The 20959-nt window shown below is 41.1% G+C and carries 18 protein-coding genes, 1 pseudogene and 1 riboswitch; of the genes and pseudogenes, 8 read left to right on the forward strand and 11 right to left on the reverse strand.

The features are described 5' to 3' along the window. Positions 1-316: 316 nt before the first annotated feature. Positions 317-1180 carry a YitT family protein gene (locus tag MKX62_RS03245; protein ID WP_187045819.1) on the reverse strand — a complete coding sequence of 288 codons (864 nt, stop codon included), beginning with the start codon at positions 1178-1180 and terminating at the stop codon, positions 317-319. A gap of 402 nt (positions 1181-1582) precedes the next feature. Between MKX62_RS03245 and MKX62_RS03250 the strand changes: the two genes are divergently transcribed. The 3 genes from MKX62_RS03250 to MKX62_RS03260 are packed head-to-tail and all read left to right on the forward strand — an operon-like array spanning position 1583 to position 4016. Beyond that, positions 1583-2338, forward strand: coding sequence for a GTP cyclohydrolase II (locus tag MKX62_RS03250; RefSeq protein ID WP_340740682.1), 756 nt, complete (start codon positions 1583-1585; stop codon positions 2336-2338). Then, a complete protein-coding gene (gene ribD, locus MKX62_RS03255) occupies positions 2331-3431 on the forward strand; it encodes a bifunctional diaminohydroxyphosphoribosylaminopyrimidine deaminase/5-amino-6-(5-phosphoribosylamino)uracil reductase RibD (protein ID WP_340740683.1) in 1101 nt (366 codons plus the stop codon). The genes MKX62_RS03250 and ribD overlap by 8 nt, the downstream gene beginning before the upstream one ends. 12 nt (positions 3432-3443) lie before the next feature. Continuing rightward, positions 3444-4016 (forward strand): 5' nucleotidase, NT5C type, encoded by a 573-nt coding sequence (locus MKX62_RS03260; RefSeq protein ID WP_340740684.1) that lies wholly within the window; start codon positions 3444-3446, stop codon positions 4014-4016. A 461-nt stretch (positions 4017-4477) separates the two neighbouring features. On the opposite strand, the gene MKX62_RS03265 is transcribed toward MKX62_RS03260, so the two are convergent. From MKX62_RS03265 to MKX62_RS03300, 9 genes and pseudogenes are all read right to left on the reverse strand, one after another. After that, complete coding sequence (locus tag MKX62_RS03265; RefSeq protein ID WP_340740685.1) at positions 4478-5122, reverse strand: hypothetical protein; 645 nt, start codon at positions 5120-5122, stop codon at positions 4478-4480. Positions 5123-5185: 63 nt separating this feature from the next. Beyond that, entirely contained in the window at positions 5186-5959 is a 774-nt protein-coding gene (locus MKX62_RS03270; protein WP_340740686.1) for a LeoA/HP0731 family dynamin-like GTPase, read from the reverse strand. Positions 5960-5998: 39 nt separating this feature from the next. Then, complete coding sequence (locus MKX62_RS03275; protein WP_340740687.1) at positions 5999-6421, reverse strand: hypothetical protein; 423 nt, start codon at positions 6419-6421, stop codon at positions 5999-6001. Between the two features lie 415 nt (positions 6422-6836). Continuing rightward, positions 6837-7415, reverse strand: a complete 579-nt coding sequence (locus MKX62_RS03280) for a class D sortase (protein ID WP_340740688.1) — start codon at positions 7413-7415, stop codon at positions 6837-6839. A gap of 160 nt (positions 7416-7575) precedes the next feature. Then, positions 7576-8427, reverse strand: coding sequence for a hypothetical protein (locus MKX62_RS03285; RefSeq protein WP_340740689.1), 852 nt, complete (start codon positions 8425-8427; stop codon positions 7576-7578). Positions 8428-8460: 33 nt separating this feature from the next. Next, a complete protein-coding gene (gene sipW / locus MKX62_RS03290) occupies positions 8461-9072 on the reverse strand; it encodes a signal peptidase I SipW (protein WP_340740690.1) in 612 nt (203 codons plus the stop codon). Then, positions 9020-9691, reverse strand: a complete 672-nt coding sequence (locus MKX62_RS03295; protein ID WP_340740691.1) for a hypothetical protein — start codon at positions 9689-9691, stop codon at positions 9020-9022. The genes sipW and MKX62_RS03295 overlap by 53 nt, the downstream gene beginning before the upstream one ends. Next, a pseudogene (locus MKX62_RS24395) lies at positions 9692-9847 on the reverse strand (hypothetical protein); the annotation flags it as partial. Between the two features lie 161 nt (positions 9848-10008). After that, the gene (locus MKX62_RS03300) at positions 10009-10623 is read right to left on the reverse strand and encodes a CalY family protein (protein ID WP_187045828.1); all 615 of its coding nucleotides are present in this window, start codon (positions 10621-10623) and stop codon (positions 10009-10011) included. A 599-nt stretch (positions 10624-11222) separates the two neighbouring features. After that, a riboswitch (cyclic di-GMP riboswitch) is annotated at positions 11223-11304 on the forward strand. Positions 11305-11356: 52 nt separating this feature from the next. On the opposite strand from MKX62_RS03300, the gene MKX62_RS03305 reads away from it, so the two are divergent. The 3 genes from MKX62_RS03305 (at position 11357) to MKX62_RS03315 (ending at position 14221) form a co-directional block, all read left to right on the forward strand. Continuing rightward, a complete protein-coding gene (locus MKX62_RS03305; RefSeq protein WP_340740692.1) occupies positions 11357-12565 on the forward strand; it encodes a sensor histidine kinase in 1209 nt (402 codons plus the stop codon). Then, entirely contained in the window at positions 12565-13209 is a 645-nt protein-coding gene (locus tag MKX62_RS03310; protein WP_340740693.1) for a response regulator transcription factor, read from the forward strand. The genes MKX62_RS03305 and MKX62_RS03310 overlap by 1 nt, the downstream gene beginning before the upstream one ends. Positions 13210-13882: 673 nt before the next feature. Continuing rightward, positions 13883-14221, forward strand: a complete 339-nt coding sequence (locus MKX62_RS03315; protein ID WP_340740694.1) for a hypothetical protein — start codon at positions 13883-13885, stop codon at positions 14219-14221. A gap of 210 nt (positions 14222-14431) precedes the next feature. Here the strand turns inward: MKX62_RS03315 and MKX62_RS03320 are convergent, their stop codons facing one another. Then, the gene (locus tag MKX62_RS03320; protein WP_340740695.1) at positions 14432-17377 is read right to left on the reverse strand and encodes an S-layer homology domain-containing protein; all 2946 of its coding nucleotides are present in this window, start codon (positions 17375-17377) and stop codon (positions 14432-14434) included. Between the two features lie 408 nt (positions 17378-17785). Here MKX62_RS03320 and MKX62_RS03325 point away from each other — a divergent pair, with 408 nt between their 5' ends. Both MKX62_RS03325 and MKX62_RS03330 read left to right on the forward strand, forming a co-directional pair. Beyond that, a complete protein-coding gene (locus tag MKX62_RS03325) occupies positions 17786-19462 on the forward strand; it encodes a hypothetical protein (protein WP_340740696.1) in 1677 nt (558 codons plus the stop codon). 66 nt (positions 19463-19528) lie between these two features. Beyond that, positions 19529-20953, forward strand: a complete 1425-nt coding sequence (locus tag MKX62_RS03330) for an S-layer homology domain-containing protein (protein ID WP_340740697.1) — start codon at positions 19529-19531, stop codon at positions 20951-20953. Positions 20954-20959 lie beyond the last annotated feature (6 nt).

A 20959-nucleotide genomic window follows, 5' to 3' on the forward strand; every position in this document is an offset into this window, starting at 1 on the left:
CCCGGTAAGAGCGAATACTTTCCTCCCATGTAACTGCTAGATTTACTGTATAGGTTTCGGGCAGTATTGGACTTCGGTTTGTCATGCAACCTTATCCGACCTAATTCAGCCTTCTATCTAGTTTCTGTTCGTCAGTTCAGGAGTTTGCGTCCGACTTCCTTCAGCCACTACCTCACGATAGCCACCTTGTCTTTCGCTAACAGTTCCTACTGCCAAGCCTGTAGTGGACTTTCACCACCGAGTATTCGCCCATGCAGGGCGCACATGAAAAGAAGTGCAGACCGATTGAGGTCTACACTTCTTTTTGTTGTTTATCTCAATGAATCGGCGCTTTAAACTGTCCACCGTGTGCTTCTTGCGTATTCATGATTGTTAAAAATGCATTTGCATCGACTTCATGGACGATTTGTTTCAATTTACTTATTTCCAGACGCGTGACAACTACGTAAATGACATCTTTGTCACTGTTGTTATAACCGCCGCTTCCCTTAAGGTTCGTAATGCTTCTACCGAGACGTTCATTAATAGCAATACCGAGTTCCTCGTATTCATCCGACACGATAATCACCGCTTTTGTTTCATCCAAACCTTGGATAACGGCATCGATTGTTTTTGAAGCGATATAATACGTCAAAATCGAATACATGGCTTGCTCCCAGCCGAGTACAAAGCCTGCCCAGCCGAAAATGAAGATATTGAAAAACATCACAAATTCGCCGACAGAGAATGGAATCTTTTTAGTCAATAAAATACCAAGTATCTCAGTCCCATCTAAAGCACCGCCATTACGAATGACAAGCCCAACGCCCGCTCCTAACAGTAGCCCTCCGAAGACAGTCGCAAGAAGCGGATCCGTCACAAAAGGGTCAACCGCCTTAAGTGGAATTTCCACAAGCGCAAGTACAACGATTGCAAAAGAGGAAGATATGAAAAAGTTCTTCCCGATATACTTATAGCCAAAGAAAAGGAATGGCAAGTTGATCAGAAGTATGAGTAAACCGAATGGGATACCCGTTAAAAAAGTAAGAATTAGTGAAATCCCGATGATTCCACCATCTATAATAGAGTTTGGAACAAGAAATAGTTCAATTGCGACGGCCGCCATAGTCGCCCCTATCATAATGAATAGATAACGGAATATAAAATGTGTACGTGTTTCTTTTTTGTGCTGTTTTTTCATGAGTGAAATACAGTCCTTCGACATTAAATTATTTTGTAATACTATTATCCCTCTTTCTGCATTCCATGTAAATAATAAAAGATCAGCTCGGAGCAAAATAATAATTTGCACGATTTCTTTGCTTTTGTCACCGCTTATTCGGCAGTTTTCAATTTGACTGGGTGACTGTCACCGACAATCAGATATAAGCGCATACGTATAGAAGAGGATGAAGTTTTAGTGAAAGGTCTGCCTAGCAAACTGCCCCAAACAACTTTAAAGTAAATCACGAAACAATGAGGTATGCTAAAGGAATAATTTCCTGATTTATTGCACTTATGAAAATCCACTTGAAGTGGCTCAAGTACTACAGTTACTATAAGTTTGCATGATAAACCAAATTTAAATAGAAGGAATGATTGTATGTTGAATTTGAAACTGGAACCAAAAATCCTTGACGTATTAAAAGATAAAATACAAATGATACCCACAGATGAAGGCGCCATCTACTTGGTCGGACCAATCCAACTACCTGTTAATCTGCATGGAGAAACAGTTGTTTTTCAATGGTATTGCTGGCTTAGCCGTTGCCAAGTAACGGACAATTACTTAGAAATTATCGAACAGCTGTCATCTGCGAATTTGGCGGAGTACCAACAGTCAAGCGTGCTCGTTTACGGAGATTTCGAAAATGCGGATGATGCGTTAATTCGCATGCATTCAATTTGCCATACTGGCGATATATTTGGTAGTAAAAGATGCGATTGCGGCTATCAGCTTAAGCAATCGATGCAGAATATTGCGGACCATGGGACGGGTGCGCTGTTTTATTTAGCGAATCATGAAGGGCGCGGCATCGGTTTATTCAGCAAAGCGATGGCCTATGTGCTGCAGGAAAATGGCTATGATACAGTGGAAGCAAACGAAAGCCTTGGATTTGTCGACGACTCCAGAAATTATGATGATGCGATTCAGGTACTCAAGACGCTACGGACAAAACCTGTTAAGCTCATGACAAATAATCCAAAGAAACTGGATGCACTGAAAAATGCTGGGCTCCCTGTATCCGGAAGAGAACCTTTATGGGGCGATAAATCAGAGTTCAATGAAAGTTATTTGCAGACAAAGATTGATCGTTCAGGCCATTTAGATGAAAAAGGAACTCAGCCAAATGACTAACCATGAATTTTACATGAATTTAGCCCTAAGCAATGCGAGCGCGATGAAAGGACAGACAGATCCAAATCCACTCGTCGGTTCGGTTATCGTCAATGACAATCGAGTAGTTGGCATCGGGACACATTTAAAGGCTGGAGAACCGCATGCGGAAATACATGCCATTCGGATGGCTGGTGATAGGGCAAAAGGCGGCACGATTTATGTGACCCTTGAGCCATGCTCGCATTACGGGCGAACGGGTCCTTGTGCACTAGCCATTGTTGGAGCCGGGATTAACAAAGTTGTTATCGCCACGCTTGATCCAAATCCTGTTGTTGCCGGTAACGGTGTCAAGATTTTAGAAGATGCCGGAATTGAGGTCATCGTCGGCATAATGGAAGAGGAATCTCGTCAGATGAATGAAGTATTTAACAAGTTCATCGTCGAGCAAAAGCCTTTCATGACGATGAAAGCAGGAAGCACATTGGACGGAAAAATCGCAACACACACAGCCGACAGTAAGTGGATTACATCCGCCGAAGCTAGGCATGACGGGCATGTACTGCGCAATGAAAATATGGCTATTTTAGTTGGCGTCAATACAGTAATTGAGGATGATCCCGAATTAACTACACGGATCCCTAATGGAAGGAATCCGATTCGCGTCATTTTAGATTCCACACTGCGAATTCCACTGGATTCAAAGATCGTAACCGACGGACAGGCACCCACTTGGATTTTCACTGCACAAGAAGTTGACCAACTAGCTAAACAGAAGCTAGAAGAACAAGGAATTTTAATCTTCCCAACTTCCGGAGTGAAACAAGTGAACCCAAATGACGTCGTCCGCATTCTCGGTGAAAAGCTTATTTCCTCCGTCTTAATTGAAGGCGGCGGCTCCATTCACGCCGCTTTCCTTGAAAATCAGCTGGTCGACAAAGTTGAAATTTATATCGCACCTAAACTAGTCGGAGGCGCCCATGCACCAACATTTCTTGAAGGTACAGGCGTAGAATTAATGCGGAATGCTATAGACTTGGCGGATCTCCAGATTACCCCCGTCGGCAAAGATTTCAAGTTCACGGGCTATCCGCGATATACTGCAAATGAATAGAGGTTTTGGAAAATGAAATTCGGTTTTGACATTGATGATACGTTGATTAATTTGAGGGAACATGCTTTTCAACTTTACAACACGAAGTTGAATCGGACAGTGGCGGTAGATCTCTTCCACGCACTGGATAAGGTTGAAATTCATGAGCTTTTTGACATGACTGCTGAACAAGGCAGTCAAATGTGGAATCGTTCATTGGAAGAAATCTATTTCACATCCTGTCCTCCCTATCCAGATGCAGTGGAAACCTTACAAAGGCTGGATAAAGAAGGTCATGAAATTTATTATATTACGGCGAGACCCGACGTTCATGGCAAGCGTACAATCGAGTGGATGATTGAAAATGGGTTTCCTGTTAACAAAGACAGGTTTTATTACGGCATGAAAGATGAAGACAAAGTCAACATCATCAAGGATTTAAACCTAGACTATTATTTCGATGACAAGCCTGCGGTTCTTGAGACGTTGAGGAATCATCCCCTCAATTTGTTCGCCAAAAGCCAATCGTATAATCGACATCTGGATTTCCCACGGATTACCGACTGGTCGGAGTTGTACGAGTTGTTGATTGGTGAGAAGAAATAGGGATAGTTTTAGGTGTTAGACATAGAGAAATCCAGCCATTTATGAGATTGGCTGGATTTCTTTGTTGTTCAATTGGTGCCGCTGTTTCCGGTTCAGTTGCTAGCTCGGGTTTCGTTTCTATATTCGATTCAGATGGCAACACTGGTTGTGTCCCCAAATTCCCCAATCGAGGAGAGTCGGATGAGGTATATGATTGGTTGACGGGATATATGATCGGTAGCGCGGCGGTTTTGATCGGTGAGTGGGATATATAATCGGCAGCCCGCCAGTTATGATCGGTTGGCAGGATATATGATCGGTAGCAGGGCGGTTATGATTGGTGAGAAGAAATAGGGATAGTTTTAGGTGATAAACATACAAAAATCCAGCCAATCACGTACTTGGCTGGATTTTTGTCGTCCAATAAAGCTTGATTGCCTCTGATTTGCAGGGATTCATTGTCACTAACCCGCGCCTGCAAGTTATTCTGAAGTCGGCTCCGTTATTGGCGCTGTTTCCGGTTCAGATGCTGGCTCGGGTTTCGGTTCTGTATCCGATTCAGGTGGCAACACTGGTTGTGTCTCCAATTCAGGTTCTGGCGTTGGCTCCGGTTTCACTTCTGCCCCCGGCTCTGGAGCTGGTTCCGGTTTTACTCCTGGTTTTGGTGTTGGATTGATTGGAGCCGCTGGGTTTTCCAAGTCTTCGATGGCTTGCTTATGTTCTGCATCCAACTCGGCAATAATCGCCTCTTTTTCTTTAGTGAGGTCGATTTCTATATTCGCTTTTAAATTAGCGGCGAATTTCTGCAATTCACTTGTACGGATTTGTTTTTGTTCTTCAGTGAATTTCGCCAATTCGTCTTCGGCACTTTGCTTAGCTTCTTGCAAAGCTATTTTCAACTCGCCCATAAGTTTGTCTTTTTCTTCAGTGATTGCTGCAGATATTTCCTGTTCGGATGCCGTCCTTTTGGCTCCAAACCAATTTATTAATGAACTCCCGGCATCCTCGCCAGCAAATGCATTATTCATGCCGCTTCCTAGACCAATCGTTAACAGGAGAGCCCCGAGTAATAGGCCTATCTTTTTAAAACTGAAGTTACTTTTATACCTTTTGAATTTATTCGACATAGTTGCACCTCCATTTAAAACAATAAGGACCTCACTGGATGAGGTCCTTATTGAATATTAGTATTATTTGTTAATGCCATCAACCAAAGCTTTCATTGCTTTTTCAGCTTCAAGTTGAAGTCCTTTTGCTGTCATTGTAATAATTTTTTCCTGCTCCTTCACCAAGCCATCTTTCAAATCGGTAACTTTTGTGCGAAGTTCATTGATTTTCGCGTCGATTAAACCTTTAATTTCAGTAACGGTTAAACCCGTTTCCTTATCTAATTTAGTTTGAAGATCTGCTTTCGCCGCATTAATTGTATCTTCCAAGTCTTTAACAGCTTGATTAGTTACGGCTTTTACGTCCGTTTTAACTTTTTCATTCGCGGCATTTCCCGCAGCTCCTGTGTATTCCCCTAAATCATTTTTCGCATATTGAAGGGCGTCATCACCAGCTTGATTAATTAAGCCGTTAGCAAAATTTGATAAGCTATCAAATTGACCAGACAAATAAGTGTTGATATGTGCTTGTTCTTCTTTTATTGCATCAATATGTTCTCGGCTTAGTTTCTCAGTATTTTTGTTTGCTACACCTGCTTGGGCTACGCCCTTTGCATTAATACTGTTTGTAGCATCTGTTTTCAAGCCATTATATTCAACCGCCAATCCGTCAACTTTACCGCCAGCGTATGCTGCAACTTGTCCTGCTACATTTGTGGATGCCTTCCCAAATTGCCCGTCATACCAATTTTTGAGGTTTGTGCCTGCATCTGTTGCACCGAACGCTACTCCTGCACCTGTTACGAGTCCAAATACCATTGTTCCTGCGATTACTTTACCTTTTACTGTTTTGAACATTTAATTATCCCCTTTTATCATATTGGTTTGTATGAGTGCTTATTCGCTAAATACGTCTTCTACCATCTTTTCGAATTCCTGATCAATTTGTGCTTCAATGTTCTGCTTGTCCACGTAATCATTGAAGTTTACGTTTTCAAGTTTATTAACCGTAGCGTTCAGACTATTTATCGTGTCAGCCTGATACTTTTCGATGCCGGACTCCGCTTCTTTCACCTTATCGTCGCGGAAACTTGCCAATGCATAATCAATGCTTTTTTTTGAATCTCTCACAAAAACATTGACTTCTTTCAAGACCAATATCATACCGGTTGCAGTAGCTGCACCCAACTTTTCGCTTTCTTTATGGAATGCATTCTTATACCATTCGGAAAGGTTCTGTCCTGGATTGCCACTTGCATAAATGGTTCCTGCGCCCATTAAGAGAGTAAACACCAGAACAAACACCAGATTTTTTTTCATCGTTGACACCTCTTTAGTAGATTTCATACTTTTTTATGGAAATCTCCTCCAATGCTTTTTTCGGCTTGTTACCTTTTTTGTAACTACTTTTAGTATAGGAGTATTCCTGTCGGGCATCCTCACTCTAAAGAGTACTTTTCTGGTATCGTTTGTCTACTTCGGTTTTCTACTTTAGTGTAGTGTCGGTATACTTTTGTACCAGGTCGCTTCTACTTCGATGATTGGTTCTATTTTATAGAAGTAACTTTGGATATTGATTAATCGATGGGCAGTTGTAATAGATCTAGGTTCTTATCGATGTGAGAAGAAATAGCGACAGTATTCGGTGCTAAGCATGCAAAAATCCAACCAATCACGTACTTGGCTGGATTTTTTCCATACTTTTTTGAATAACGAAGTCTTGTAGGTTCTCATTTCACTCCGGTATCGCATAAACAATATACCGTTGCGGTGCATTGCCGATATACCGAAATGGATAGCATGTGGATAAAGTCAGCATTTCTTCCGGTGCTGTAGAACGGATGACTGTTGTATCATTTGCATCTACAATTTCCGTATCCACAACGGCATATGTAAAGGTACCATGCTGCATTTCCATAATGATTGTATCGCCATTTTGCAATTTGTCCAATCCAGTAAACACGGTGTCCCTGTGTCCCGATAACAGAATTTGATCTTTTTGCCCGGGATAAACGGTGCCTGTGTAGTGACCAACGCCTTGCTTTAAAGCATCGTCATCCGTCCCTTCCACAATGGGAAGCTCTTTTTGGATAATGGGAATTTGCAGGATGCCGATTGTTTGACCGTTCTGAAAAGACAGGTCGGGATGGGATGACTCAAGCTGGGGTGACTTTATTTTTTGTTGTTCCAACTCTTCCTTTGCCTGAGCTAGTGCGACTTTTTCCGACTGCTGTGCGGACTTAAGCTGCAGACTGGCGTATCCAATGAAAAATAGTCCACTCGCCAGCAAAATCACAGCCATTTTTTTCAGCAAATTGCATCACCTCCAGCTAATAAAGGATGTGTTGATTCATCTCATATTCACTTCAGTTTTGACGGAAAACAGAAAAGCTACCAAGGCATGATACGCCATGCACAGGCAGCTTTTCAAAAGTTTCTCTTTAACCAATTAGCCATTTGAGTCATTTACGTGTCTATTGAGCTATTTTCATCCTTCTGTAATGCCTGATGATCATCAACACAATTCCACCTGCCACAAGTACAGAACCAACTAACATCAAATTAAATATATTTGTTGACGTGGCAGGCAAGTTGAACCCGGCTGTTGTTGGAACGCCGCTGTCGATCTGTCCTGGTATTGTGACTTGAACCGCCGGGCTATCGCTTCCTCCCTCCCCTGGGTTATCACTTCCTCCCTCCGCAGGGTTATCGCTTCCTTCCTCCGCAGGGTTATCACTTCCTCCATTCGCAGGGCTATCGCTTCCTCCATTCGCAGGGCTATCGTTTCCTCCATTCGCAGGGTTATCGCTTCCTCCGTCCCCTGGGTTATCGCCTCCTCCATTCCCCGGGTTATCTCTTCCTTCCGCCGTAAAAGTGAAAACAAATGCCGCCCCAAGGCCTTGAAAATCATTTCCAAGGTGCTCCGGAAAACGAATAGTGATGTCCAGATTCTCCCCGCTGCCGCGTGTAAGTTTTCTTGCGGGCAGAGATTTAAATGCAGCCAATTTGCCCTGATACAATTCCTTGTCGTCGGCTTTTATTTCCAGCAGTAGCTCATTGAACAGCTTTTTTTCTCCACTGTTTTCTAACTGCATTTGGTAGGCAAAATCTTTGCTACCTAAGTTTTTGACTGTAATGGTCCGAGGTGCCCAGTCCCCAGGCTTCATATTGCTGATTTCAAATAACGTATCATTTGGTGAAATGCTGATGTCTATATCATCCTTGCCCGTGTTGTCTTCACCATCTGCTAATACGCTCGTCATAGGAAAGAAACAGATTCCGCTAATCAATAGAAGAACCGGAAACAGTCGAAACAGTTTGCTCATGATAATGCCTCCTTACATATCTTAGCGATTGATTCAGGAAGAACCTTCTCCGGCATCTTCCCCCACTATATTCACCTTTTTTTTCGGAGCCAATTCGATTTCTCCAAGTGCTCTCCAAATCGTAAACCCCGAGTAGATAAGCAGCAGGAATCCGGGTATTAATAGCAAAAGCGCACCGTTCTTCGACTGGGTAAAGTTAATGAAGTACCCTACGTAAGGCACTGTAAAACCGGTGTACTCTGCTACCACATTGTCAGACAGAACTGGATTCATGTCCTCTGCATTGTTGTTGTCGCCTTTTGTCCGGTAAAGTACGGAGTCGCCACTTTTGACCACCTCAGTAATCCTGTGTGTGATCAAAATATTTTCTGCTTCCTGAAATGTGATGACGTCGCCTTTTTTAAAATTAGTTTTATCTTCAGCCGGTTTCACAGCAATGATCGAGCCTGTTAGGATTCCCGGCTCCATGGATCCCGACAGAACAGTTTTTAGTTGGTAACCGAAAAGTTGTGGCTCGCCGCCTGAGATTTTCGTGAAGACCACTACGGAAGCGACACTAATCAGCAGAACCATCAATATGCCTGAGACGATGCTACTTATCCTCTTCATTCGTTTCTTCTTTTTCATTAACTTCTTCTCTCTCATTTGTATCACCTTCTACTTTCTTTGTATTATTTTCTGGTTTTACGACAGCGTTCACTTCAGCTTCATTCTTTGTTTCAGAGTTATTTTCTGGAGCCTTACTTTCTATAGAATCCTTTTCTTCCGGTTTCTTTTCAGTAGATTCATCAACAGATCCATCCTTGCCGTCCGGCTGTTTTTTACCGTCATCTTCAGGCTTCTGCTGCTCGTTCTCTTTGTTAGCATCCGAATCTGCTTTATCATCTTCACCTTCTGTGGCCTTATCCTTTTCAATTTCTTCCTTAGATTCATCATCTATATTCTTGCAGTCGGTCTTTATTTTCTCGCTTGAAACAGCATCCTGTTCGTTTTCTCCAACAGACTTATCATCTTCGCGCTTGCAGTCGACATCGCTTGGTGCAGCATCCTGTTCTTCTTTTTCCTTAGTCTTATCATCTTTGTCTAGGCAGTCGACTTCGGTTTCCTCACCCGATACCGTGTCCTTATCGTTTTCTTCCTTAGGCTTATTATCTATGTTCTCGCGGTCGATCTTGATTTCCTCGCCCGTTACAGCATCCTTTTCAATTTCCTCACCGCATTGATTCGTAAGTACAACCGGAACTTCCCATTCGGCAGTGATCATCTGGGAGACTTCCGACTGGCTACTGAGATATGCGGATGTGTCAGACGAAATATAACTAATGCTAAAGATGACTAAATAGCATATGAGTGCCAATTTTAAAGTCAGAAATGGACCTTGATGCTTTTTCCTACGTTTGCGCCTTCGGCTGGTTTTCAACCTGATCCCGCCTTTCGATTTTTTACCACTGGATTTTTCTTACGTATATTCCTCAAAACATAAAATCGAGTTATATGTTGAGAAATATATATAAGGAAGAGCATTGGTTGATTGATGAAATAAAAGGAAGGAGGAGAAGTGCTCTCCTCCCGGGATATATGTTATTTCTTTTCCCCTTTTGTCTGCTGTGCATCAAATGTCCATTTAAGCTCTAAAGAATCACCTTGGAATTCGTTTTGATCTTTGTCGTTCTCGACAAATTCGAATTGTACGGACAGCGTGTCAGAATTGCCGGCTTTTAAACCGCCTTTTTCTTCAAGGTATGGGACAAAGACTTTATTTGCAACGGCATCTGGTGTCATACCCTGTAACTCAGCAAGAGTTGTTTGGTAAACCACGTTGTCCAGTCCAGTCCACGGTCCCGTGATTGATTTATCGTGGTTCCACATGAAGTTAACTCGGATATGACTTCCAAAGTTTTCTACATTATCACCATTTTTGTCTGTTACTGTATACTCTGTCTTAAGTAATACCTTGGATATGTCGAGTGTGCCGTCATTTTTCAATGTAAAATCACGATTCATCCAGTCGCCAGGCTTAATGTTTTTTACATCGATAATTGTTTCAGGTTTTAGCGATAAATCCAGTGTACCGGCAGCGAATGTATTCGTGCTTGTTTCCACGTCGTTGAAATAAGCATATGTTCCCCCGCCGATCATACTTACAGCCAATGCTCCAGTTGCGATACCCATTGCAAGCTTTTGTTTAATACCCATTTTTAATTTCCTCCAATTAGTTTGTATTTTTTCGCTTTTATTGAATGCTTGTTCTTTTGTTCTTCCCTGCGACTTGGAAGAAATTATTTTCTTCTTCGATCTAAGGTATGAGTTCATTTTCACCTGATAAAGTAGCCTTGATTGCATGCACCATTTTCATAGTTTGGCAGCTGTTGTGATCGTTGACACCCCTTTAGTAGGTGTCATACTTTTTCATGGAAATCTCCTCCAATGCTTTTTTCGGCTCGTTACCATTTTTGTAACTACTTTTAGTATAGGAGTATTCCTGGCGGGCATCCTCACTCTAAAGAGTGATTTTCTGATATCGTTTGTCTACTTCGATTTTCTACTTTAGTGTAGGGTCGGTGCACTTTTGTACCAGTTCACTTCTACTTCTGTTAATGAATAGCTAACTCGGAAGTAATAGCTCTATCTTATAGAAGTAACCTTTAATATTGATTTACTGATAGGTAACAAGTAACTGAAAAGTCTTAATTCGCTAAAATACAAGTTAATAACAAAAAAAAAGAACCTCTTCAACCGCAGGAGATGACGTCATATTCAATGTAATTTGGTTATACTGAACTATATAAAAGAATATAATTTACGGAAACTGTGAAATACATCCTCTATATGGGCACCTTGGATGTATGGAGTTATTGGTGCAACCGACCTAATTACACTTGGACATTATGTTCAAGTTGATTGGGTTTTTATTATGAAATGAGAGGGTGTGACAAAAATCAGAAAGATTCTAGCTGATATATTAGAAGGATACACTCAGAAAGCTGCTGCTTTGGATTTGGTACAAGCATGCACTACTAATAAACCAATCGAAACGAATGATACCTATCTAGATACATTGAAGCACGGTATATCGCTGTACCACCTAATGGATAATTCAAGCCCTCAAATTATAATGAATGAAATAATAGCAGCTATCATCAAGCTTACACATAGTGATGAAGCATTCTTTTGGTTAACGGATGTAAATCATCAAAATAGCTACCTAGCATCTTCTACGAGTAATCCCCATATTGAAACTGGCCTAAAAAAAGAATGGAATACTATACGTCTGGAGAATGAACTGTTTGTCAGTAAAATTAACGAGGATTGGTACGGGATGAAAGTCATTAGAACCTCCACTACTATCGGCGTTATCGGCGTTAAGATTTCCGATTCAAGTGAGGCTAGAGAAACATTACTCTTCAATCGCCCTTTTGAGTTTTTAGCCGAACTTAGTGAAATAATGCTCGAAAGAATTCATACAGATTCAATGAAGGAGCAAATGATTGTAAGTAAGGAACAAAATCGTATCTCCAATGAAATCCACGACAGTGTTTCGCAAAGATTGGTCGGTATTGTTTATTCTCTGCATAGTTTACAAACAAAAAGTAAAAGTATGACAAGTACTGAGTTGAATGATGAATATCAATTTCTTTCACAATCTGCCAACACTACATTAAAGGAACTACGGTTGGCTATTTACGGTCTCAACTCGACAAAGAATGGTGAAAAGCCTTTTCTAGTCCAGCTGAAGAATTATTTGGACGAGTACGCACGGTTAAGTGATATACAGATTGATTGTCAAATAACGGGTGATGAAGCTTTACTATCCAGCGAATTAAAACAAGCACTCTATAGAATTATTTGTGAAGCTTGCGGAAATGCCGTTCGCCATGGTCAGTCCACGGCTATTGAACTCAGATTATCTATACTGGACGAGAAAACTGTATTGGAAATTCATGATAATGGAATCGGAATTAATTCGCACATATCCGATGGCCAGCATGAAAAAGGTATCGGTCTCTTCAATATGAGACGTCTTGTAAGTACTTTTGCAGGAACGTTTTTGATAAGTGGATTACACGGGATAGGGACAGAAATACAAATCGAAATTCCAACCGCAAAAATACTTGAGAAGGTCCAGGTGATTGGCTAATGCAAATTGTTATTGTCGACGATCATCCATTAGTAAGAAAAGGATTAACATCTATCCTTACTATAGATGGAGCAATTGAAATCCTAGGTGAAGCAGCAAATAGAAATGACGCGCTAACTCTATTCCATGACACTACACCTGATTTGGCGATAGTGGATCTTCGCTTGGGAAATGAATCCGGTTTGGAATTAATTACAGAAGCAAAACAACAAGGAATAACCTGTAAATTTGTTGTGCTAACTTCATCGACGGAAGAGCACGACTTTAAACAGGCAAAAGAAATAGGAGTCGATGGCTATATATTAAAAGAGGCATTACCTGAAGAACTGATCCATGCCCTCGGAGTTATCGGCAGAGGTAGAAAGTATTATGATCCAGGGGTGTTTGATTTGGTGATAAAATCGAAGGAAAGCCCTTTTGAAAATGATAGGCATATCGAACAGCTAACACCGAAGGAAAAGGAGATATTACTCGAACTCGGGATGGGCCATTCAAATAAACAAATTTCACAGGCTTTATATATTACAGAGTTTACTGTAAAAAAACATGTCAGTCAGGTATTAGCAAAGTTAGATCTTGCCGATCGAACAAACGCGGCATTGTATGCCAATGCTAAGGGCTTGGTGGCGTATAGCGTGAATTGAATAGGTGTCTAGTGCTAAAAGCTCCCACGATTAGTAACCTCGTGGGAGCTTTTCTGTTGAATAAGTTTCTAGTAATCCGCTTTTCCACTCGAATAGAGACTGACGAGAGAGATATGATTGGTTGATGCTGTAACTTTATGCTCGATTGGCTATGGATATAATCGGAGAATATCCGATATGCTCGGTCGGCCAATGGATATAATCGTAGAATATCCGGTATGCTCGATTAGCCCATGGATATGATCGGAGAATATCCGGTATGCTCGATTAGCCCATGGATATGATCGGAGAATATCCGGTATGCTCGATTAGCCCATGGATATGATCGGAGAATATCCGGTATGCTCGATTAGCCCATGGATATGATCGGAGAATATCCGGTATGCTCGATTAGCCCATGGATATGATCGGAGAATATCCGGTATGCTCGATTAGCCCATGGATATGATCGGAGGACAACCGATATGCTCGGACGGCCAATAGATATGTTCGGTTATACAACTTTATGCTCGGTCGCCCAAATATATGCTCGGTCATGCCGCATTCAACTTGTTTCCTGTTATTTTTCCACAGGCCAAACTACCGAACAAACACAGATTGGTTGGTTGGTGTTGAATAGGATGCCTTGCACTCCTCTATAATTGAGTCAACACTACTATTAGGGGGAACACTAGTGGACACTAACAAGATTACGATGATGGATGCTTACATGATTGAAACGCTTCGTGGCAACGGCGTATCAGATGATGAAATCATTACCAAAATTGCGCAGAAAGATATCGGCTTTTGGGAGAACGTGAAACCTGCTTACGATTTCAATGAACTTATTAAACTTTATGATCAAGATCCGCAAAAGTTCTTATCTATACTTTCAAATGGATATACTGTGAAATTCATCACAATGAACGGGTTGCATAACTTATTGAAAATGAAATTCGATAAAATCAAGGACCACGATTATCAACTTACGGATAGCGGCATCTCACACCTAAAAATTGAGCAACGAATATAGCTTGTATTGAAACAGATGTTATCTAAAAACTGGGTTATTCACGAACTATCTGAGCAAAATAGCGACCAACCGACTAAAGATATCAGTATTCTACTTGTGTGAGACACCAATCTGCACGTTTCATCATAGTTACCGCTTTTCGAATTGATAATAAAAAGTGCCTTCAGACTTTCAAACTGAAGGCACTTCACTATCAAAATATGACGAAATCTATTTCACCTTAATTACATTACCGAATATCGCATTAATCCCTTGGTGATTTTGGACGGGTGAATTATTATCGTGAATGAGTTTGACTGATAAATTACCTAAAGTGTTTAAATTCACTGGAATTGAATTCGTTACATTTGAAGAATAGTTTCCAGTATATAAATAGATGTCATCTGTATCATAGTTCCCGTTGCCGTTATTATCCAAATAATAGATACTTTGATTTGATCCACTAACCGTGGCCACCGAAGCATTGATACCTGTAACAAATACATTTGGATTTGCATTAGAATTGTAGACAGGAACAACTGAAGCAATTACATTTTTGTTTAAATGCTTACCATCCAGCATAATTTCTAAATCGTTCACATCCAAATTCCGAACAGCTTCATTAAAACTAAGCACTAATGAGGTACCATAAGCGTCAATATAAGCCTGGCTCAATTCCGGACCATATTGGTAACCGCCATATAGATAAATACTTTCCACTGCAGCTGATGCAATTGCGTTGTCTGCATTGTCCCGAATGCTATTGATGGAGAATAGCGCTTGTTTACTTGCTGGAATTCCAGTAGATGGGATATGGATTGTGACAGTAACAGTTGTCGCTTTATCTACCGCCCCTGTAAAATCAGTTGTCACAAAAGAACCCCATGGTAATGGGCTATTGTCCCATGTATAGTTATTCATTTCTTGCAAAGAGATCAAGTTTACGCCACTATCAAAATCTGTCACAGTATAAGTGACTGTTTGCTCAGCTCCATTTATTGCTGGATTGCTCTTGATTGCGCCAATAACGGGGCGAGTGCTATCCGCAGACAATGTATTTTGAACACCAAACGGCAGCATATCAGTTTTATTCGGATTTGGTGTGCTCGCTTTATCGACAACTGTATAAGCAGGTAGATGCAATTGATACGCTCCATTTGGCAAGTATCCAGCAATTGTCAACGTATTAGTAGTAATCACTGAATTGCTAGAGTTCAAGGAAACCAGAGTAGATTTCCCCGTTTTCTGATCAATAACTGTCACGGAGTTCTTTCTACCTAGTACAATATCCTCTGTAAAACTAGCAACAATTTTGCCTTCCTTATACTCTACTGATGTCAATACAGGTGCAATAACATCCTTGCTTAGCGTAATGTTAGATGAATAAAGCGCCGTACCATTGCCGACAGTATCCTTTACATCAGCATCAATAAATAAGATTGCATTATAATTATTAGTAACAGGTAATCCTGTACCCGTTAAAATCACTGTATTGGCATTAGTACCCGCCGTCGCAGTTAGGTTTGTCACCGTTCCGTTCGAATAAACCAGACGTGCTCTTCCCGCGAATGAAGTAATACTCATATTTTTATCGTACGTAATCTCTACTCTATTTTCTCCTGTAACATTTACATTCGTCACAGTTGGCGCCACTGTATCTGCGGAAATTGCCACTGTTGTTTCCAACGGATTTGGCGTTAGAAGGTTGTTATTATAATCCTTAACATTCGTCAATTTAATTGTGGCAGTCGTGCCCGCTATGACCTGGATGTTAGAAGTGACATCCAATCGATTTGGGTTCGTAGGATTATTAGCTACAGTTGCTGATCCATTATTGACATAAGCGACGACTCCGGCGGCATTCACTGGCTCGTCGAAAAGTAGAGCAAAAGAATTCGTAGATGTCTTCGCTGCCGCTGATCCTGACACAAGTTTTGGTGCTACTTTATCATTCGCTTTAACAATGGCAGTATGCTCCTCAAACTTTTCACCGGTTGCTGCTTTAATCGTGGCCATTGATTTGAACGCATACTCGCCGTCAAAGACCCAATTCGCAGTAATCGTCAACGTTTTACCATCTTCGGACAATGAGCCTTTCAGTTGTCCGGGGTTCACTGTTGCGCCCGTGACCATTGTAAATGCCATATTTTGAACTTCACCTGAAGTGTTTAATATCGTTGACTTCATAACAGGTGTTGCAAATTTAACTTCAACTTGTTTCGCGTTAATCGCTGTCACCTCGGTAACAAAACGATCATCCGCTGCATAGCCAAATGTGATGGCAATCGTTTTTTCTGCTTTCGCTTGTCCTTTTGTTAAAGTCACTACATAATTTCCAGCTGTTGTGCTTGCCACCGTTTTTGCTGTAACACCTTTTTCAGTAACAAGTGAAGTGACGTAGGCTTGAACGGCCGCTAGTTTGTTGGCATCCGTTGCATCATTGCCGCGTGAAACAGTTACTGTACCGGCTTTTAACTGGTTGAGTGCTACTTCTACTGCTACTTTATCTACATCTACAGGGATCGGTTTCGGCGCTACCATCGCTTCACTTCTGAAGACGAATGAAGCCATTTGGCCACGCGTCACAAGTGCATTAGGCGAGAACTTTGTAGGTGTTGTACCTGTTGTAATTTCGTTTGCATAAAGTGCTCGGACATAGTCAATATGCCATTGCTTATCATTGATATCACTAAACGGTAGTTTGACAGATTTCGTTCCTTCGAATTCGAATCCAAGCACAATGATTTTTGCCATTTGTGCCCTAGAAAGACTCGCGCTCGGTTTGAATGTGTTATCTTCATAACCCGAAATAACGCCTGCCTCAACAAGCGCTGCAATGTATCCATAATAGGGGCTCGTTTTGCTAACATCTTTAAATCCTGGATTTTTGACGTTCACTGTATCTAACTCTAGTGCAAGAGCTAATAACTTTGCAGCATCTTGACGGGTAATATTTTGGCCTGGTTTGAATGTGCCATCTGGATAGCCACTCATCATGCCCTTTGCAGTATAATTTATTACCGCTTTATAAAAATGATGAGTTGGGATGTCCTTGACATCAGAAAACGTCGACGTCGCCGCCTCTGTATTTACAGGCGCTACAGCAACAAAAGCCCCAGCTGCAACTGTTGTTGTCAACATAGCTTTGAATGCTTTTTCATAACTTGATTTCCTCATTTTTTAACCCCCATGTAGTGTTGTCGTGTCCCCTAGTTACCTTTCGGTGTTGCTCATTCATAGTAATTTGTTAGGTTTTTATTAATTACTAGATTAAAAAAGAACAGCTCATTCCTAATTATCAGTATAATTTAATTGGAATTTTTGTGCAACTAACCCCTTATTATACTTCAGCTAAAGTTATTGGCGAACTAAAATTTTTATATAAAAATCACGTCATAATAAGAGAAGTGTTACATAAAAAGTTCTGTTTTCTACGATTCCTATCAAACTCCCCCCGAAAATTATCAGTTATATCCTACTCCCCTCTAACATTCTAGCCATTCACTCCGATATACTAGATATAAACCTACTATTATACATAGGCTCATGCTGCTAGTAGAATTTTTCACAATGGGGGTCTCACATTTGTTTAAAAACAACTCTTTTTTAATCGCTGTTTTCGTTTTACTCTTTTCAAGCTTTTTCCTAGCTAATCCGGTCTCGGCCGATTCACCCGTTATAGGAACGTTTGTCAACGTCACGTATGACGAAGTGCAGATAGACAAAAACCTTACGGAAAGAAGATTGAGTAACATCACAATCAAAAACGAACAAGGTCGTACGATGACTTTGTCGATTGACAAGTTTGCAACTCTTTCTGTCGATTCAGTTTCAACGACAATCGATGCATTTAAGTTCGGGATGGAAGTCGAACTAGACATCAATTTACGCCGTGTAAAAGCGATGCGTGGTTCAACAGGAACTGCCCCTGCAAAAATTGAACAGCGCGATAAAGTCGTAACAGGGACTGTCAATCAGATTGACCCAAATGGTACGTTCCTGTCGATTCGACTCGATAATGGACAGTCGAAAACCTACTATTTAAATAGTCAAACTGAAGTTGTCAAAGGAACCACATTTGTCGACTTAAGTGTGTTGTATGAAGGAGATCGAGTGAAACTGAATTTCTCTGAATATAATACGAACTCCATTCATTCCATTGAAATCAACGTACAAGGTATCAAAGTTGAAGCTCTCTACAAGGGGACCATTCAACGCATCGAACCGACAAGCAACAAAGTCATTATGAAAGATGAACAAAAGTTTTTGGATTGGAGATGGCAACCCAATACAGCACTTGGCATCAATGGCTTTAGCAATAGTAGCTACAGCTACTCGGCCAAAACGCCAATTTACGTTGGCACTAAACTGATTCAACCTGATCGTCTTCGCCAGTATGCCAATCACGACGTTTACTTCGTCACTGTCGGTCAGTTCGGCAAAGAAGTCATTGAAAAAATGGTTATTAAACAAAAGAATGAACGTACTTTTTATGAACCGATGACGTTCGTTAACACGACTTCCAAATTGATTGGCCTTCAAAAAGCAGGACCCATTCGTTATCATGATGGGACCATTTTAATTCGTAATGGTCGTTTAGTTGACGCAAATAGTTTGCTAGCTAGCGGAACAGCTTTCGTTACAACAGAAGGTAGCCAACAAAGCGAGTTCGCCAATGTTGTGCATATTTCGAATGACGGCTTCCAAAGCCCGAATTTAACGAATCACGGTATCTATTTCGGTCAGATTCACACAGCCAATGCCTACCAGCTAACACTTACGAACGCAATGCTGTTATCGAAAAGTAATTACTGGCAACCTGAGTCAATGCCTGCACTATCCTTCAGCAACGATACGATTGCTGTAGAAGATTCAAAAGGCTCCATACGAACAATTATTCCACAACAAAACGAAATGCAAGACTATGCGAACAAAGGTAAATACGGTTATTTCTATGTGGAAAACAATCAAATCGTTGCAGCCCACATCATTGAACCAACTGCTCCAACAGCAACGATGGTCTCTGTCGGTAGAATCGAGGGTATTACACAATTCAACCCTGCAATTATCCGAATCCGCAATGTCAGCCAATGGCAGGATGGTATGTGGAAGGAAGCTGGCTTCATCTCAAGTATGAATATTGAGCAAGCAACGATTATCAAAGACGGTAAAGTCATCTCTGCGAAAGACTTACGCGTCAATGACCGTCTCTATCTGCTTCATGAATCGAAAGTAAAAGGCCGTATTCTGTTGGTCAATTAATTATGTGGAAACGGGTACCTAGTATCCGCTTCCACCAGAAAAGGATGATTCACTATTCAACAGTTTATGAAAAAACAAGCAATTTTTATGAGTGCGCTGATCATCTCGTTCCTGCTCATCGCACCCCGTGCCGAAGCAAAACCGCCTGATTTCAACGGCGGCGTCCTAAACGAGTATACGTATGAAGAAGTATTCTTTTTAACAGGTTACCCTATCAAATTCACGGGAAAAGCAACTGTCTCTGAAAAAGAAGGGAAAGGACAACTAACATCTACCTATAAAGTGACGTTAACCAGTCTAGCGGGCGATAAACTGACTCGTAGTGCTGTCTACGTATCTGACCTAGACAAACGGGAGGATAAAGGACAAACAACTGCCCAAACAACTATTAAAAGTTTTTCTGAGAAAGTTACCGTTGGTGCAATCACCTATACATTAGATGATTATCAATTTTCGCAAGGGGCTGTTAGCGACAACCGCCCTGCTTCAGATTATTATTCTGGTAATATTGTCGGACGCAAAATTTATAAACTAACATCGAAGGATAAAACAAAAAAGCTTGAGGATATTACTGTTCATGTAAGCGGTCGGAATATGGGCTATGAAAACTTCTGGGGCGCCACAGAAACACAAATCATGGACAATGAAATTATGACGCAATATGGACAGGCTTTTGTCACAAGTAAAGTGTCCGATAGCAAATCGAAAACATTACAATATGAAGCTCATAATCCCTCCCTATCCAGCTTTACGGGCGGACATGCTGTCGTCAGTAAGTCGAATATGATTGGTGAGTATACGTATGATATCCCTTATGGTGCGGGTAAAGGAACAATTCATTTATCCCAAGAAAACGTACCCAAAATTGAACGACTCATCGTTCCAAAATTCCGCGACTTATCAACACATTGGGCAAAAGATAATATTGAACGCTTGTATTCTCTAGGCGTATTTGATGAAAAATCACAATTTTTCTCGCCAAATACACCAATGCAACGCTATCAGTATACAATCGGTGTATTAAAAGCTGTGGATATTCGTGTATTGGAACAACCTAAAAAGAGTAAGGTACCTAAAAAAGCCATTTTTAATGATTTAAACGCGAAAGATCTTGATTATCCATACATTGAAAGTGCTGTGGAAAAAGGAATTATCACAGGGGTTACGCCTAATCTATTTAACCCGGATGGGCCGATTACCCGAGCACAAGGCGTGGCAATTCTTATCCGCGCATTAGGCATGGAGGGCCGGGCACCAAGTCCAGGCTACAGAACAAATTATGTCGATAACAATAAAATTCCTAGTTGGGCAAAAGATAGTGTCTATGTAGCAACTGAACTTGGATTTGTCTCGGGAGATAACTCCAATCGTTTTAATCCCCATGATCCACTAACAAGAGCCCAGGCATCTGCACTACTTGTGCGTTTCCTTGATTTCCTGGAAAGTGATTTAAAACAAAACTATCGTGATGATATACTCTTTTTTGAGTAAAGAAAG

Source organism: Sporosarcina sp. FSL K6-5500, from assembly GCF_038005665.1.
In the GTDB taxonomy this organism is placed as follows: domain Bacteria; phylum Bacillota; class Bacilli; order Bacillales_A; family Planococcaceae; genus Sporosarcina; species Sporosarcina psychrophila.

What these genes read in the sequence shown, in the direction of transcription:
- MKX62_RS03245 (WP_187045819.1), bottom strand. Translation starts at nt 1,180, where the DNA reads ATGAAAAAACAGCACAAAAAAGAAACACGTACACATTTTATATTCCGT.
- MKX62_RS03250 (WP_340740682.1), top strand. Translation starts at nt 1,583, where the DNA reads ATGTTGAATTTGAAACTGGAACCAAAAATCCTTGACGTATTAAAAGAT.
- ribD (WP_340740683.1), top strand. Translation starts at nt 2,331, where the DNA reads ATGACTAACCATGAATTTTACATGAATTTAGCCCTAAGCAATGCGAGC.
- MKX62_RS03260 (WP_340740684.1), top strand. Translation starts at nt 3,444, where the DNA reads ATGAAATTCGGTTTTGACATTGATGATACGTTGATTAATTTGAGGGAA.
- MKX62_RS03265 (WP_340740685.1), bottom strand. Translation starts at nt 5,122, where the DNA reads ATGTCGAATAAATTCAAAAGGTATAAAAGTAACTTCAGTTTTAAAAAG.
- MKX62_RS03270 (WP_340740686.1), bottom strand. Translation starts at nt 5,959, where the DNA reads ATGTTCAAAACAGTAAAAGGTAAAGTAATCGCAGGAACAATGGTATTT.
- MKX62_RS03275 (WP_340740687.1), bottom strand. Translation starts at nt 6,421, where the DNA reads ATGAAAAAAAATCTGGTGTTTGTTCTGGTGTTTACTCTCTTAATGGGC.
- MKX62_RS03285 (WP_340740689.1), bottom strand. Translation starts at nt 8,427, where the DNA reads ATGAGCAAACTGTTTCGACTGTTTCCGGTTCTTCTATTGATTAGCGGA.
- sipW (WP_340740690.1), bottom strand. Translation starts at nt 9,072, where the DNA reads ATGAGAGAGAAGAAGTTAATGAAAAAGAAGAAACGAATGAAGAGGATA.
- MKX62_RS03295 (WP_340740691.1), bottom strand. Translation starts at nt 9,691, where the DNA reads ATGATCACTGCCGAATGGGAAGTTCCGGTTGTACTTACGAATCAATGC.
- MKX62_RS03300 (WP_187045828.1), bottom strand. Translation starts at nt 10,623, where the DNA reads ATGGGTATTAAACAAAAGCTTGCAATGGGTATCGCAACTGGAGCATTG.
- MKX62_RS03310 (WP_340740693.1), top strand. Translation starts at nt 12,565, where the DNA reads ATGCAAATTGTTATTGTCGACGATCATCCATTAGTAAGAAAAGGATTA.
- MKX62_RS03320 (WP_340740695.1), bottom strand. Translation starts at nt 17,377, where the DNA reads ATGAGGAAATCAAGTTATGAAAAAGCATTCAAAGCTATGTTGACAACA.
- MKX62_RS03330 (WP_340740697.1), top strand. Translation starts at nt 19,529, where the DNA reads ATGAAAAAACAAGCAATTTTTATGAGTGCGCTGATCATCTCGTTCCTG.